This is a genomic window from Thalassospira sp. (assembly GCF_030690045.1).
Classification (GTDB): Bacteria; Pseudomonadota; Alphaproteobacteria; order Rhodospirillales; family Thalassospiraceae; genus Thalassospira.
The window spans coordinates 390,602-403,785 of record NZ_JAUYHK010000011.1 but is presented as its reverse complement, the minus strand read 5'-3'; the positions used below and the strand labels follow the sequence as shown (position 1 = coordinate 403,785).

Here is a 13,184-nt window from a genome sequence, read left to right as displayed (position 1 = left end):
ACCTTTGATTTTGTGCGTCTGATAAAATCAGGCGGTACGGTGCAGCAAATGATAGCCGAAATCGGTTTCCACCACGTCAGAGGTGGTGCCGACTTCCATCGTAAAGGCGGCGGCATCAAATTCCGGCACCATCATACCGCGACCAAAAAAGCCAAGATCGCCACCCTGCTGGCCGGACGGGCAATCGGAATTGACCTTGGCGAGTTCGGCAAAATCGGCACCGTCATTGATCTTTTGTTTCAGCGCATTGATTTCTGTCAGGGCGTCATCCTTGCTGCGGGTGGCGCTGGACCGTGCCGAACCGGCATACATCAGCAGGATGTGCGAAGCGCGAACCTGTTCACTCATGATTTTTCCTTTCTGTCCGGCCGGGATTGCCGGGCCGGAAATGGGCAAAATAGGGAAAATATGGGGAAGACACTGGACTTTCCCATAAGGCTTGTGGCTTGTTACGACAAAATGATCCGAGATGAAAGAGAAGAGGCAGATTGAATGCTTGCTGTTGTGTCCCCGGCCAAGAAGCTGGATTTTGAAAATGCAGCGCCGGAAATGGCGGTTTCCCAACCGGTTTTTCTGGAAGATGCGGGGGAATTGATCAAGGTCGCGCGTCAGAAAACCCGTCGTGATCTGATGAATTTGATGGGAATCAGCGAAAATCTGGCCGATCTGAATCATCAGCGATTTCAGGCATTTTCGATCCCCTTTGACCGGCATAATGCCAAACCGGCGGTTTATGCCTTTCGCGGTGATACCTATATCGGGCTTGATGCCGATACAATGAAACCCGATGATCTGGATTGGGCGGAAAACCATTTTCGGATGTTGTCGGGCCTGTATGGCCTGTTGCGCCCGCGAGATTTGATGCAGCCTTATCGTCTGGAAATGGGTACCCGCCTTGCCAATCCGCGTGGCAAGGATCTGTATGCCTTTTGGGGCGAAAAAATTGCCGGTGAAATCAACAGAACCACCGGGAACCACAAAGACCGCACCCTTGTTAATCTGGCATCGGGTGAATATTTCAAGTCGGTCAAAACCGGCATGCTTGCCGGGCCGGTTTTGACGCCGGTCTTTCAGGAAGTCAAAGGCAATACGGCCAAAGTCATCGGGTTTTCGGCCAAGCGAGCCCGTGGTATGATGGCGCGGTTCATGATCGACAACCGGATCGAAAACCCGCAGGATCTGAAAGATTTCAATCGTGACGGCTACACCTATCGCGATGATCTGAGCCGCGATAATGAATGGGTTTTCACCCGCAAGCATGACTGATCTGTAATCAAAGCGAGCGATTTGATGAGCGAAGACCATCTCGACCTGTCGGACGAGGATAATGTCCTGCCCGAAGCCCACCCGTTTTCCGTGTATTTACGGCATTTCTTTCGGGGGCCGGGGCGGTCGCGGACGCTGACCCGCAAGGAGGCATTCGACGCCTTTTCGATGATCCTGCGCGACGAGGTTGAACCGATTCAACTTGGTGCATTCCTGCTGATGTTGCGGTATCGGGCGGAAACACCCGAAGAACTGGCCGGAATGATTGAGGCGGTACGCGATATTGCCCGTCTTGAACCTGATGACAGCGATATCCCGGCAGCCTGCCATCCGATGCTGGACTGGCCGTCTTATGCCGCAGGCAAAAGCCGTGGCCTGCCGTGGTATGTGTTGTCGGCATTGTTATTGTCGCGCAATGGCGTGCCGATCCTGATGCATGGTTACAATTCGCATCTGGTCAATGGCATCGGGGCCGAGGCGGCATTCAAGGCGCTGGGCCTGCCGATTGCCATGTCAGCCGAAGAAGCGCGGTCTGATATCGCGTCCCGGGGCATTGCCTATCTGCCGTTACGTCATATCCATGCGAAATTGCAGGAACTGATTGGTTTACGTCCGCTTTTGGGGTTGCGCACCCCGGTCAATACCCTGTTGCGCCTGATGAACCCGTTACAGGCACGGGCGGCGTTTTTGGGGGTGTTTCATCCGGCGTTTCTTGATATCCATCGCGAAACCGGCAAATTGCTTGCCCTGCCGCGTATTGGCGTGATCAAGGGCGGCGGCGGCGAGGCCGAACGCACCCCGTTCAAGCATGTCGATCTGCGGTTGCTTGACAAGGGCGAGTTATCCGATCTGCGTTGGCCTGCCTTGTTGAACCGGGTGGACAAGCCCGATGAGGATACCGGCCCGGTGAAGATGGATTATTTCCTGTCGGTATGGCAGGGAAAAACCAATGATCCGGCGGCTATCGCCAAAATCAAGGGCAGTGCGGCAATGGGCGCCTTTTTGGCCGGAAAGGCCGAATATGTTGACGAGGCCGAAAGCCTTGTTGAAAGCTGGTGGCAGAACCGCGACACCGATCTTTGATCAGAACGACGAACCTGGTTCTTGTAAAAACGCTATTTCTTCGGGCGTGGAAACCCGCCCGAGAATGGCATTGCGGTGCGGATAACGTCCGAAACGGTCAATGATGCGTTTATGCTTCACTTCGTAATCCAGTTTATCCTCAAGCCCCGGCTGACCGAACAGTTTCAGGGCGACATCGTGGATGATTTCCGATTCCGAATGCATATAGGGCATATATAAAAATGCCTTTTCTGCCGGTTTGGTCAGGCGGGTATCGAGTTTCTGCGCCACAGCTTCCTGCGCCAGCATCAGCGCCATCGGGTCGGCGGCAAAGGATTGCGGCTGATCGCGGAAAATATTGCGGGAAAACTGGTCCAGAATGATGATTTCCGCCAGACGGCCGTGAATGGTATTGCGCCATTGATAAAGTTCACCCGCGCAGGCCGCGCTGTGAAAATCGGCAAACCGTTCCTGAATATGCCGGTCAAATGCCAGATCCTTGACGAACCACTGTGCCGGTTCAAGTTCCTTGAACCAGAAGACCAGAATTGTTTCGGGTTTCATGAACATGCCCCTTTTCCAAAAATTGCGGCTTGCAGGGTAAGGGCAGGACGCATGATCGGCAAGGGGCAGAAAAACCTTATTGGGTGTCTTGCTTTTTGGCGCGGCTGGTGCAGCCCGACTTGCTGATCTGATCGGTGATTTGGCCCGATGACAGTTTGACGGTACGGGTGGCGACCTGATCCAGAAAATTGCGATCATGGGAAATAATCACCATCGCCTGGGGCAGGTTTTTTAAAATGCCGGTCAATCGATGTTCGACATGGACATCCAGACCATTGGTCGGCTCGTCCAGCAAGAGGACCTCCGGCTCCATCGCCAGAACCGTCGCCAATGCCACCAGCCGCTTTTCCCCGCCCGACAACTGATAGGTGATGCGATCTTCAAACCCTTCAAGGCCGAGTTTTGACAGGATATTGCGGGCAATCTGATCGGCATCAAGCGGGCTATGGCCCAGATTAAGCGGGCCAAAGGCAACGTCTTCAAGAACCGTCGGGCAAAATAACTGATCATCGGAATCCTGAAACAGCAACCCGACCCGCCCGCGAATGGCACGAAAATCATCCTCGTTCCGGCATGGTTTGCCAAAAATATCAATTTCGCCCGACGTGATGCGGATCAAGCCCATCATCGCATGAATCAGGGTGGTTTTTCCCGCGCCATTGGGGCCGGAAAGGGCAATTTTTTCGCCTGCAAACACATCCAGATTTGCGCCGCGCAGGACAGGGCGTTCTTTGACAAAGGAAAAATGGATGTTGCGCATCCGGATCAAAGCAGCGGCGGCCATAAAAATTCCATCCAGATGATTGTCCCAAGAATGAAGGCCATCATAACCGCAAAGCCGACATCACGGGCCTGTAACGCAGGCATCGCCCCCAGATGCAGCCGCCCGTCATAGCCGCGGCATTTCATGGCTGCCAGAATGCGTTCAGAGCGGTCATAACTGCGCACCAGCAACATGCCAAACAAATAACCGATCGTGCGCCATGTGTGCATATTGCTGCGCAATTTAAAAGCCCGCGCCCGCATCGCCAGACGCAGGCGCAGATATTCCCGGTGCAGAACGTCGATATAGCGCACGGTGAACAGGAAAAGCTGCACCAGTTTGTTGGGAATACGCAGCGATTCAAGTGCGCGGCCCAGTGTTACCGCATCCAGCGAGCCCAACAGCGCCAGCACCATGAAAATCACGGCATTGGCTTTTAACGCAATCAGAATAGCGCGCAGGAAACCTTCATAAGATGCAACAAATCCGAAAATGGTAAAAAGCGGCGTTCCCGGATAACTGAAAGGCAACATCAACAACATGACAATGATGAAACCATCCATTGTCATCACCATGCGCAAGGTGCGCGGCCAGTTCGGGCGGGACGTGCTTTTGATCGCCACCGCCAGCCCAATCATCACCAGCAGCGGTTGCCAGCTTGAAAAGCCGACGGCGGCAATGGCAAAGCAAAAGGTCGCCAGCAAACGCATGCGCGGGTCAAAGCGCCCGGCCAGACCGGATATGTCATGTGTTTGCAGAACGGTGCGTTTGTCGCTCACATCGGGTCCTTGTGATTGGTCACGATGACTGGCCGGGGCGACTGCGCCACCAGACGAACGCCCCGAAAATCCCGACGATAAAGCCAATGCCACCCAGAATGTCGGAAAACCGTACCTTGTCTTCATAGGATACCAGTTGTTCACGCAGCGGGCGCACCTGTTTGGCCACGGCAGAACTGACCAGATCGGCAAGCTGGTCCTGATCCAGCATCACCATGCCGGAATGGGATGTGCCCGATGCCAGAGCAGGTGACGATGCAACGGTCGGGGCCGGTTTTGCTGTGTCGGTGATCAGGCTGGTGATGATGGCCGGGATGTCGGCCTTGGCCGCAGGCAGGCTGTCGGACAATTCATCGGCGGCGACTTCGTATTCGGCGACATGGCCGTCATGGGTATCGGCGCGAATGATATAATCCTGCCGCTGATCGACCTGATAGAGAAACTCACCATCGTTATTGGTGCTGCCCTGAAACAGAACGGTACCATTGGCGTCCACCACCTCGATACCGGCATTGCGCGGGCGACCGCCACCGCCAAAATAGGCGTATCCTTCGATGATGTCGCCATCGCCAAGGGCAAAGACATGGAAACTGTGTGCCCATCCGGCCTGTGGTGACAGAACCGACAGGGCAGCCAGCAGAAAAACAACATAACGCATGATGCCAGACAACCTTTCAGGCCGGGCTGCCCGCAACCTGCATCGGCGAGAGCAGGGCAGGACGGACTTTTTTAATCAAAACAAGGGCGGCGGCGGTCAAAACCCCTTCAACCACCATCACCGGCACATGCGCAATAAAGACCAGCTTGGCCGCAGGGATGAATTCCTGTCCGCTCAGTGCCAGGGAAATGCCGACAAATACACTGGTCAAGGCAATTGCCAGCGATCCGGCGGCAAAGCCGATCCCCCATAACCATTTGCCATCGACCCGGTTCAACATGAAGCCGAAGGCCAACCAGACCAGAACGCCGGGCAGGGCGATATTGACGGTATTGATGCCCAAAACAGTCAGGCCACCAAACCCGAAAAACACCGCCTGCAACAGCAAGGCAATCAGCAAGGCCGGAAACGCCGCCCAGCCCAGCATCAATCCGGTCAGGCCATTGAGGATCAGATGCACGCTGGAAGGGCCAATCGGCACATGGACCAGTGACGCCACGAAAAACACCGCGCTGAGTACAGCGACGCGCGGCATGGTTTCGATATCCATGCGTTTCAGGCCATAGGCCACGGCGGCAATCCCAAGGACAGCCCCGGTGGCGACAACTTCGGTCGATAAAGCCCCATCAACGATATGCACCATCTTTCTCCGGTCTGTTTGTGATCAATCCATATCCGATGTGTGAGCCCAGATCACACCACCGCGTTCAACCGGCAGGTCGGATTGACCATCGGGTGACTTCAGGGTGCCGTCTTCGATCAGGGCGGCAAAGCCCCACCAGCCGGCATGGGGCATGGCATAGGAAAACACACCATTGCCATCGGCCTTGACGATCTGGGTGGCAAAACTGTCGCCGGGCAGGGACACCGACCCGTCATTGGCGAATTCGACCTCGATTTCGGCAAAGGGCACCGGATCGCCATTATGGCGGACAATGCCCTGAAACAGATTGCCGGTCCACAGACCATAGGGCCGGGTCAGGGGATCGATTTCGACAGGGAAACCAACCATTGCATCCCAGTTATCCCCGGCACCAAAGGCGTCGATTACGGTTTTGGTGTAAAGGATGATGTATTTTTCTTCGGCACTTTCGTAATAGGGGGCCGGTTCGACGTAAAAAACATAACCGCCGGGCCGTTTGATCGAGATTTCGGCGCTAAAGGCGGATTGCCCGTCAACCGTTTTTGGGGTCAGTTGATCCAGAAGATCGGTGTTTTTCCCGTCCAGCATATACCCGAATTGCGCCGGAAAGGCCATTTCCATTGCCGGACCCTGTGTGCCCGGATGGGTCAGAGACAGATCGAAACGGACATCGCGTCCGGTTGAAGGATCGACAATATTGCTGGAGGGATAGAGCGTTTGAAAATGTGCGGTCGCCGGTGATGCGGCCAGCACGGAAATACTGGCCCCAAAAAGCAGGCTGATTTTGATGTGTTTGAATAACATTTAAGGCATAACCCTTTGCAAACAGGAGTTATGCGGGAAGCAAGCGGAAAGGTTGAGAAATCGCGCAAAACGCCATTTCCGCGCCGTTCCACCGGTACACCCCGCCCGGTACAGCAGTTTTGGACAGGGCAGGTTTCCTGGCTCGTGAGACCGGTTTCCGCCTTCCCAGATGGTTGCGCCATCCAGTGGCCGTTGGAAACCACATTCACTTACAGTTGCGGGGGCAGCCCCGGAATAAATGGCATTGCGCCATCGCACCGAATTCCCTTTTCGTCCGGTATCAGATACCGGACCACCTCTATCCGATGCGGAGACTAGCGATGCAGGCGATACAAAGTCAAGAGCCGCAAGGCCGAAAATCATATTAATACCCAAAAAGTATGAAAGCCCGACATGGAAGGGTCGGGCTTTCACGATATTGGCTACGGCATATCTGTTGTTTTGACCCAGATGACACCGCCGCGTTCGACTGGCACCGCTTCGCCATTTTCCGGCGACGGCATGGTGCCGTCTTCGATCAGGGCGGCAAAGGCCCACCAGCCGCCGCGCGGCATGGCATAGGAAAACACGCCATTGCCATCGGCCTTGATCACCTGCGTTGAAAAACTGTCATTGGGCAGGGTGATGCTGCCATCATTGGCATATTCGACCTCGATTTCGGCAAAGGGAACCGGATCGCCATTATGACGGACGACACCACTGAAAATATTACCGGTCCAGATGCCATAGGGCCGGGTCAGAGGTTCGATTTCCACCGGAAATCCGACCATCTGGTCCCAGTCGCTGCCATCGGCAAAGGCATCAATGATGGTTTTGGTATATTGGATGATAAATTTGCCTTCGGAGGGTTCAAAATAGGGAACCGGTTCAACAAAAAAGGCATAACCGCCGGGTTTTTTCAGCGATACCGTGGCGTCAAAAGCCGTCTTTCCGTCAACCTGTTTCGGCGTCAGGGAGGATTTCAGATCGGTTTTTACACCGTCATGCTGCATGCCAAATTGAATCGGTTCAGACATTTTCATCGCCGGACCATTAGTCATCGGATGGGTAAAGGTCAGATCAAATGTCACATCGCGGCCGGTGGACGGATCCACGACATTGGTGCTGGGCACCATTTTCTGAAAATGGGCATGGGCAGGAGCGATGAGTGACGCCGTTACGGCGAAAATTGCGACGGTTTGGATCAACCCTTTGGCAGGAGTCATGAAACAGCTTCCCTGAAAATCGGTTTTGCGGATGCGGTCAAGATACCGCGATGCGGAATGGCAGGACGCTAGGCGGCAGAGAAAACAGCGTCAAGTCCTTGAAATACATAAAATCATAAATTTATAAAATTCGTATGATTCACAAGAGCTTGTAGATTCCAATGGCGTACCGGTTTTCCTGCGATAGGATGCAAACAGGCATTTGCCATACGTGAAACAGGACAGACTCGATGACTCCTTTTGCCAGTTCCGCTTTCCGTTCTTTGTTTTCGGCCCAGGTGACGGCCCTGATCGGCACGGGGTTGACGACGGTTGCGTTGTCGTTGCTGGCCTATGATCTGGCCGGTGGGCAGGCCGGGGCCATTCTGGGATCGGTTCTGGCACTCAAGATGGTGGCTTATCTGGTGATTGCACCGGTGGCCGGGGGAATGGCGCATCTGGTGCCGCGTAAAATCTGGCTGGTCGGACTGGATGTGGTCCGGGCTGTGGTCGTGTTGTGTTTACCCTTCGTCGATCAGATCTGGCAGGTTTTTGTGCTGGTTTTTGTCGTCAATGCCGCATCTGCCGCCTTTACGCCGGTTTTTCAGGCGCTGATCCCCGATATCCTGACTGACGAGGCCAGCTATACCAAAGGTCTGTCCTGGGCCCGACTGGCCTATGATCTTGAAAGTCTTGCCAGTCCGGTAATGGCCGCGGTGCTGCTGGCCTTCTGGCAATATGACAGTCTGTTTCTGATCAACGGTCTGACCTTCGTCGTGTCGGCCTTGCTGATCCTTGGTACCCCGGTTCCGGCGGCGGCCCGCACCGACCGCCCAGGCGGATTTTACGCCAATACGATTTTTGGCCTGTCTGCCTATTTGAAAACGCCGCGTTTGCGCGGGTTGTTGGCACTGCATTTTGCTGTGTCGTGTGTCGGGGCGATCATCATCGTCAATACAGTTGTTCTGACCCGATCGTTTTTGGATGGGGATGCACAATTGACCACCGTGTTTCTGGCCTGCGCCGGTGGCGGCAGCATGGCCGCCGCCCTGTTATTGCCGCGGTTTATCGATCACATCGGTGAACGTAAACTGATGACCGGCGGGGCGGTGCTTGCCGGTCTGGCGATACTGGCAGCCTCGGTCATGGCGCAGGCAACGGTGCAGGTTGTCTGGGCCTATGCAATGGCGTGGACCGTTGCGGGGATCGGCATGTCGGTGGCGCAAACGCCGGGTGGGCGTCTGGTGCAACGTTCTGCCGGGGCCGGGGATCGTCCGGCCTATTTTGCGGCCAATTTTGCCCTGTCGCATGGCGGCTGGCTGTTTGCCTATTTACTGGCCGGGTGGGTCGGCAGCCGGTTTGGCCTGGCGGCGGCCTTTTGGGTGTCAGGCGGGGTGGCGTTACTGGCGGTGGGAGGATCATTACGGCTTTGGCCGCGTCATGATCCCCTCGAACTGACCCATGCCCATGAAGGTATCTGGCATAATCATGATCATGACCATGACGATCCGCACCATCATCATGAACACGGGACAGATGGCGAAGATGCGCATACGCATCCCCACAAACATTACCATCCGCCGGTGGTACATACGCACCGCTTTGTGATCGACAGCCATCATGCCCACTGGCCGGTGGAACATGGCGAACGGGTATGACCTGACCGTTCGCCATGTCGGGGTTTTATCGGGTCTGGTCGGCAATTGGCAGGGTGATGTTATCTTCATCACTTTCGGTCTGTTCTGCCCGGTGCTTTGCGCGCCAGTCTTGCAGAAACAAAAGGATCGGGGCGGCGATAAAGATTGATGATGTGGTGGCGATCAAAACGCCAAACACCATCGGCACGGCAAAACTTTCAACCGCACTGCCACCCCAGATTGCCATCGGCAACATGGCAAACAGGGTGGTCAGGGACGTAAAAGCACACCGCGCCAGCGACTGGTTAATCGACATATCAATAATTTCGCGCATCGTTTTTTTGCGAAACAACCGCATATTTTCGCGCATCCGGTCATAGACCACCACCTTGTCATTGACCGAATAGCCGATCAGGGTCAGCAAGGCGGCAATCGCCGTCAGGTTAAAATCCAGCCCCATAATGGCAAAAAAACCGATGGTCTTGGTGACATCGAGTATCAGGGTGACAATCGCCCCGACGGCAAACGGCCATTCAAACCGCCACCAGATATATCCCAACATCGCCAGACAGGCCAAAACCACCGCGGTTAATCCCGATGTCGCCAGTTCGCCACTGACTTTCGGGCCGACGACTTCGGTGCGTTCGATTCTGGCATCCGGGGCAATTTTTTGCACCGCCTGTTTCAGGGCCTCGACCGTGGCGGTTTGGGCCAGTTCCCCGCCCGGTTGCCGCTCTACCCGGATCAGGGTGTGATTGTCAGTGCCGATATCCTGCAAACTGATTTCACCCAGCCCAAGCTGATCCAGCGCACCGCGCAGGGTGGTAAGGCCCGGTGCAGAGCCATCGCCCGGATTGCTGGCGATTTCCATCTGAATGCCGCCTTTGAAATCAACGCCGTAATTCAGGCCCGGTTTCAGGAATAATCCGACAGATGCCAACGACAATATAATCGACATGCCAATGCCAAAAAAACGGGCCTTCATGAAGGACAGGCTGGTTTTTTCGGGGAAGATCCGCATCATCGGTTCGATATGCAGGGTCTTCATGCGTTTGCGCCAGACAATTTCCGTCATGATAACGCGCACAACGGCCACGGCGGTAAACATTGAAATCAGAATGCCGAGCCCCATGGTAATGGCAAACCCGCGCACCGGTCCCGATCCGAACTGGAACAGCAGGGCGGTGGCGATCAGGGTGGTGACATTGGAATCAATAATCGTGGCATAGGCCCGTTTGAAGCCGGCATCCAGGGCGGCAAAGGCCGATAACCCCTTGCGTGTTTCTTCGCGGATGCGTTCATTGATCAGGACATTGGCGTCCACCGCCAACCCGATTCCCAGAATGATCCCGGCAATACCGGGCAGGGTCAGGGTGGCACCCAGGAGGCTGAGAACGCCAAATGTCAGTACCACATTCATACCCAATGCCAGATTGGCAATCATGCCCCAGCGACCATACAAAAACACCATCAGGGCGACCACCAGTGCAAAACCGGCGATCCCGGTATAAAGCCCCATTTCAATGGCATCCCGGCCCAGATCCGGGCCAACGGTGCGTTCTTCGATTACGGTCATCGGGGCGGGTAGCGACCCGGCACGCAAAAGGGCAGACAGCGTGACGGTTTCACCGACTGAAAAATGGCCGCTGATCTGGCCGGAACCACCGGTGATCGGTTCGCGAATGACCGGCGCGCTCAAGACCTTGCCATCCAGAACAATGGCAAAGGGTTTGCCAACATTGGCGCGCGTTATGGTGGCAAACTGGGCAGAACCACTGGTATCAAACCGGAAAGAGACAATCGGTTCATGGGTTTCGGGATTGAAACCGGCATGGGCGTCGGTCAAATGATCACCGCCAAGGGCGACGGTTTTTTCAACGGCATAACGGCTGGTGCCATCATTGCCGGGCAGGATCATTACTCCGGTGGGGATGCGTCCGGGATTTGTGCTATTGGCATCAACCTGATCGGCCAGCAGGTGAAAGCTCATCTTCGCTGTACTGCCCAACAGGGTGCGTACCTGTGACGGGTCCTGCACGCCGGGTAACTGAACCAGAACGCGGTCACTGCCGATACGCTGGATGCCTGGTTCGCTGACGCCGACCTGATCAATACGTTGCCGGATGATTTCAAGGCTTTGCTGGGCGGCGGCATCGACACGATTGCGGATGCCTGCCTCGGTCAGGGTCAGGTGGATGGTCTTGTTGTTGGGGGTGGTCAGGGTAAATTCCGGTGTCCGGGTGTTTTTGATGGTTTCAACCGATGAACTGATCACCGCGACCAGCGCCTTAAGCCCGTCATCACGCGAAACACCGGTGGGCAGGGTGATGGTCAGGCCATCGGCATCGGTACGGATATTTTGCCCGCGAATACCGGCCTGTCGCAAATCGTTGCGGGCTTCGTCGCTGGCAGCTTGCAGGCGTTCGGCGATCATGGCCTTGGTGTCAATTTCCAGAACAAGATGCGACCCGCCCTTTAAATCAAGTCCAAGGGCGACCTGACGGGTTGGCAGAAAATCGGGCCATTTTGCCAGTTGATCGGCAGTAAACAGATTGGGAAGGGCGGTGATCAGCCCGATCAGCAGGATCAGGGCATAGGACACCATGCGCCATTTGGACGTTCGCATGAAAATACTCCGGGCAGACGGGCTGCCATGCAAGATGAGACGATTTCAAAAAGGAAAATCAGCCGCCAGAAAGGCGGTTGTCGTCACATGCGGGTCGGAGGGGCGCGTTGAGAAAAAGGCCTGTGAACGGCTGTATGGGGTGCCGATGAAACTGCCAATTCCGCTGCGACAGGCCGAAGGGCGGGCCGCAAGACCAGGTCGGCAGGGCTGATGACAGGATCGCTGGTATCGGCCAAAGACCCGGTGGCAGGGTCCGGTATCAATCGTGTCGGGTTTGAAATGATCCGTGCGGCATCACCGGGCAGAAGGGCCAGTTGCATTCCGGCATTATGATGAATGCCATGCAGTGGCGTGTCTGCGCCATTGAACTGGATCAGGTTCCCTTGACGCATTCCGGCATTGGCACCCGACAAAAACAGCGCACAGGCCAATACCCAGAACAGAAGGTTCCGGTGTTTTGAGACAAGGCAATTACGCAGTTTTTCAAATGTCATGGAACGAACCATCGCCAGAGACCCGGCGGATATGGGCCTGAATCATATCGGATACAAGCGATATTTCTGTTTTTTCGGGAATTTTGAAGAATGCCCGGACCAGGATCAATGAAGGACGTCAACTTAAATCAGGGATGTCCGGTGATGACGTAAGCGTAAATTTATTGACTTTGACGTTGCGTTGTTGCGATGCTTGCCACCTGCATTCATTTATAAGAAAAAGAACATGAACGAGAAACTTTACAGCATTACCGAACTGGCAGAAGAGTTCGATATTACACCCCGTGCCATCCGTTTTTATGAAACCAAGGGTCTGTTGTCTCCGCAACGCGCCGGGGCGACCCGCGTCTATAATTATCGTGACCGCGCCCGTCTGGTGCTGGTTTTGCGTGGCAAACGCCTTGGCTTTTCGCTGGAAGATATCAAGGAATATATCGATCTTTACGACGCAGACCGGACACGTAGCGAACAATTGGCGCATCTGATGCTGGTCGGGCGCAAGCGTATTACCGAACTGGAACAGCAACTTGATGATGTTCAGACAACTTTGGCCGAATTGCGCGTGATCGAGGCCGAGGCCGCCGACGCCCTGCGCGCACGGGGGCTTGACCCGGAACGTGCCCTTGCGGAAATCGCGCAAAAACTTTTGGTCGAGGCGATCTGAAACACAACAGCCCCGCAACAGTAAAATGATACGGGGCTGT

Annotated in this window: 14 protein-coding genes and 1 riboswitch; of the genes, 4 read left to right on the top strand and 10 right to left on the bottom strand. The window is 55.2% G+C overall.

Translation table 11 applies throughout. The annotated features are described in order from the left end of the window. Positions 1-27: 27 nt before the first annotated feature. On the bottom strand, positions 28-348 hold the full coding sequence (locus Q8O73_RS07825; protein WP_305557160.1) for a peptidylprolyl isomerase: 321 nt from the start codon (positions 346-348) through the stop codon (positions 28-30). Positions 349-492: 144 nt separating this feature from the next. Here Q8O73_RS07825 and yaaA point away from each other — a divergent pair, with 144 nt between their 5' ends. Continuing rightward, on the top strand, positions 493-1,266 hold the full coding sequence (yaaA, locus tag Q8O73_RS07820) for a peroxide stress protein YaaA (protein ID WP_305557157.1): 774 nt from the start codon (positions 493-495) through the stop codon (positions 1,264-1,266). Between the two features lie 24 nt (positions 1,267-1,290). Then, positions 1,291-2,349, top strand: coding sequence for a glycosyl transferase family protein (locus Q8O73_RS07815; RefSeq protein WP_305557154.1), 1,059 nt, complete (start codon positions 1,291-1,293; stop codon positions 2,347-2,349). On the opposite strand, the gene Q8O73_RS07810 is transcribed toward Q8O73_RS07815, so the two are convergent. The 7 genes from Q8O73_RS07810 to Q8O73_RS07780 all read right to left on the bottom strand — a co-directional run bounded on the left by Q8O73_RS07810 (position 2,350) and on the right by Q8O73_RS07780 (position 7,744). Beyond that, entirely contained in the window at positions 2,350-2,892 is a 543-nt protein-coding gene (locus Q8O73_RS07810; RefSeq protein WP_305557151.1) for a DUF924 family protein, read from the bottom strand. Positions 2,893-2,968: 76 nt separating this feature from the next. Continuing rightward, entirely contained in the window at positions 2,969-3,676 is a 708-nt protein-coding gene (locus Q8O73_RS07805; RefSeq protein WP_305557148.1) for an energy-coupling factor ABC transporter ATP-binding protein, read from the bottom strand. Next, complete coding sequence (gene cbiQ / locus Q8O73_RS07800) at positions 3,658-4,434, bottom strand: cobalt ECF transporter T component CbiQ (protein ID WP_305557145.1); 777 nt, start codon at positions 4,432-4,434, stop codon at positions 3,658-3,660. The genes Q8O73_RS07805 and cbiQ overlap by 19 nt, the downstream gene beginning before the upstream one ends. Before the next feature lie 19 nt (positions 4,435-4,453). After that, positions 4,454-5,092: a hypothetical protein gene (locus tag Q8O73_RS07795; RefSeq protein WP_305557142.1), complete on the bottom strand. Its 639-nt coding sequence runs from the start codon at positions 5,090-5,092 to the stop codon at positions 4,454-4,456. A gap of 16 nt (positions 5,093-5,108) precedes the next feature. Beyond that, positions 5,109-5,735: a cobalt transporter CbiM gene (gene cbiM, locus Q8O73_RS07790; RefSeq protein WP_305557139.1), complete on the bottom strand. Its 627-nt coding sequence runs from the start codon at positions 5,733-5,735 to the stop codon at positions 5,109-5,111. A gap of 21 nt (positions 5,736-5,756) precedes the next feature. Beyond that, positions 5,757-6,539: a DUF4198 domain-containing protein gene (locus tag Q8O73_RS07785; protein ID WP_305557136.1), complete on the bottom strand. Its 783-nt coding sequence runs from the start codon at positions 6,537-6,539 to the stop codon at positions 5,757-5,759. A 109-nt stretch (positions 6,540-6,648) separates the two neighbouring features. Then, positions 6,649-6,846: riboswitch (cobalamin riboswitch) on the bottom strand. A gap of 115 nt (positions 6,847-6,961) precedes the next feature. After that, on the bottom strand, positions 6,962-7,744 hold the full coding sequence (locus tag Q8O73_RS07780; protein WP_305557133.1) for a DUF4198 domain-containing protein: 783 nt from the start codon (positions 7,742-7,744) through the stop codon (positions 6,962-6,964). Positions 7,745-7,974: 230 nt separating this feature from the next. On the opposite strand from Q8O73_RS07780, the gene Q8O73_RS07775 reads away from it, so the two are divergent. Further along, a complete protein-coding gene (locus tag Q8O73_RS07775) occupies positions 7,975-9,381 on the top strand; it encodes an MFS transporter (RefSeq protein ID WP_305557130.1) in 1,407 nt (468 codons plus the stop codon). 25 nt (positions 9,382-9,406) lie between these two features. On the opposite strand, the gene secD is transcribed toward Q8O73_RS07775, so the two are convergent. Continuing rightward, positions 9,407-11,986, bottom strand: a complete 2,580-nt coding sequence (gene secD / locus Q8O73_RS07770; RefSeq protein WP_305557127.1) for a protein translocase subunit SecD — start codon at positions 11,984-11,986, stop codon at positions 9,407-9,409. Positions 11,987-12,069: 83 nt separating this feature from the next. Continuing rightward, positions 12,070-12,480, bottom strand: coding sequence for a hypothetical protein (locus tag Q8O73_RS07765; protein WP_305557124.1), 411 nt, complete (start codon positions 12,478-12,480; stop codon positions 12,070-12,072). Positions 12,481-12,706: 226 nt separating this feature from the next. Between Q8O73_RS07765 and Q8O73_RS07760 the strand changes: the two genes are divergently transcribed. After that, the gene (locus Q8O73_RS07760; protein ID WP_305557123.1) at positions 12,707-13,144 is read left to right on the top strand and encodes a MerR family DNA-binding transcriptional regulator; all 438 of its coding nucleotides are present in this window, start codon (positions 12,707-12,709) and stop codon (positions 13,142-13,144) included. Positions 13,145-13,184: the final 40 nt, after the last annotated feature.

Bases quoted from the DNA above. Each gene is read 5' to 3' on its own strand.
- Q8O73_RS07825 (WP_305557160.1), bottom strand. From the start codon at position 348: ATGAGTGAACAGGTTCGCGCTTCGCACATCCTGCTGATGTATGCCGGT.
- yaaA (WP_305557157.1), top strand. From the start codon at position 493: ATGCTTGCTGTTGTGTCCCCGGCCAAGAAGCTGGATTTTGAAAATGCA.
- Q8O73_RS07815 (WP_305557154.1), top strand. From the start codon at position 1,291: ATGAGCGAAGACCATCTCGACCTGTCGGACGAGGATAATGTCCTGCCC.
- Q8O73_RS07810 (WP_305557151.1), bottom strand. From the start codon at position 2,892: ATGAAACCCGAAACAATTCTGGTCTTCTGGTTCAAGGAACTTGAACCG.
- Q8O73_RS07805 (WP_305557148.1), bottom strand. From the start codon at position 3,676: ATGGCCGCCGCTGCTTTGATCCGGATGCGCAACATCCATTTTTCCTTT.
- Q8O73_RS07795 (WP_305557142.1), bottom strand. From the start codon at position 5,092: ATGCGTTATGTTGTTTTTCTGCTGGCTGCCCTGTCGGTTCTGTCACCA.
- cbiM (WP_305557139.1), bottom strand. From the start codon at position 5,735: ATGGTGCATATCGTTGATGGGGCTTTATCGACCGAAGTTGTCGCCACC.
- Q8O73_RS07785 (WP_305557136.1), bottom strand. From the start codon at position 6,539: ATGTTATTCAAACACATCAAAATCAGCCTGCTTTTTGGGGCCAGTATT.
- Q8O73_RS07780 (WP_305557133.1), bottom strand. From the start codon at position 7,744: ATGACTCCTGCCAAAGGGTTGATCCAAACCGTCGCAATTTTCGCCGTA.
- Q8O73_RS07775 (WP_305557130.1), top strand. From the start codon at position 7,975: ATGACTCCTTTTGCCAGTTCCGCTTTCCGTTCTTTGTTTTCGGCCCAG.
- secD (WP_305557127.1), bottom strand. From the start codon at position 11,986: ATGCGAACGTCCAAATGGCGCATGGTGTCCTATGCCCTGATCCTGCTG.
- Q8O73_RS07765 (WP_305557124.1), bottom strand. From the start codon at position 12,480: ATGACATTTGAAAAACTGCGTAATTGCCTTGTCTCAAAACACCGGAAC.
- Q8O73_RS07760 (WP_305557123.1), top strand. From the start codon at position 12,707: ATGAACGAGAAACTTTACAGCATTACCGAACTGGCAGAAGAGTTCGAT.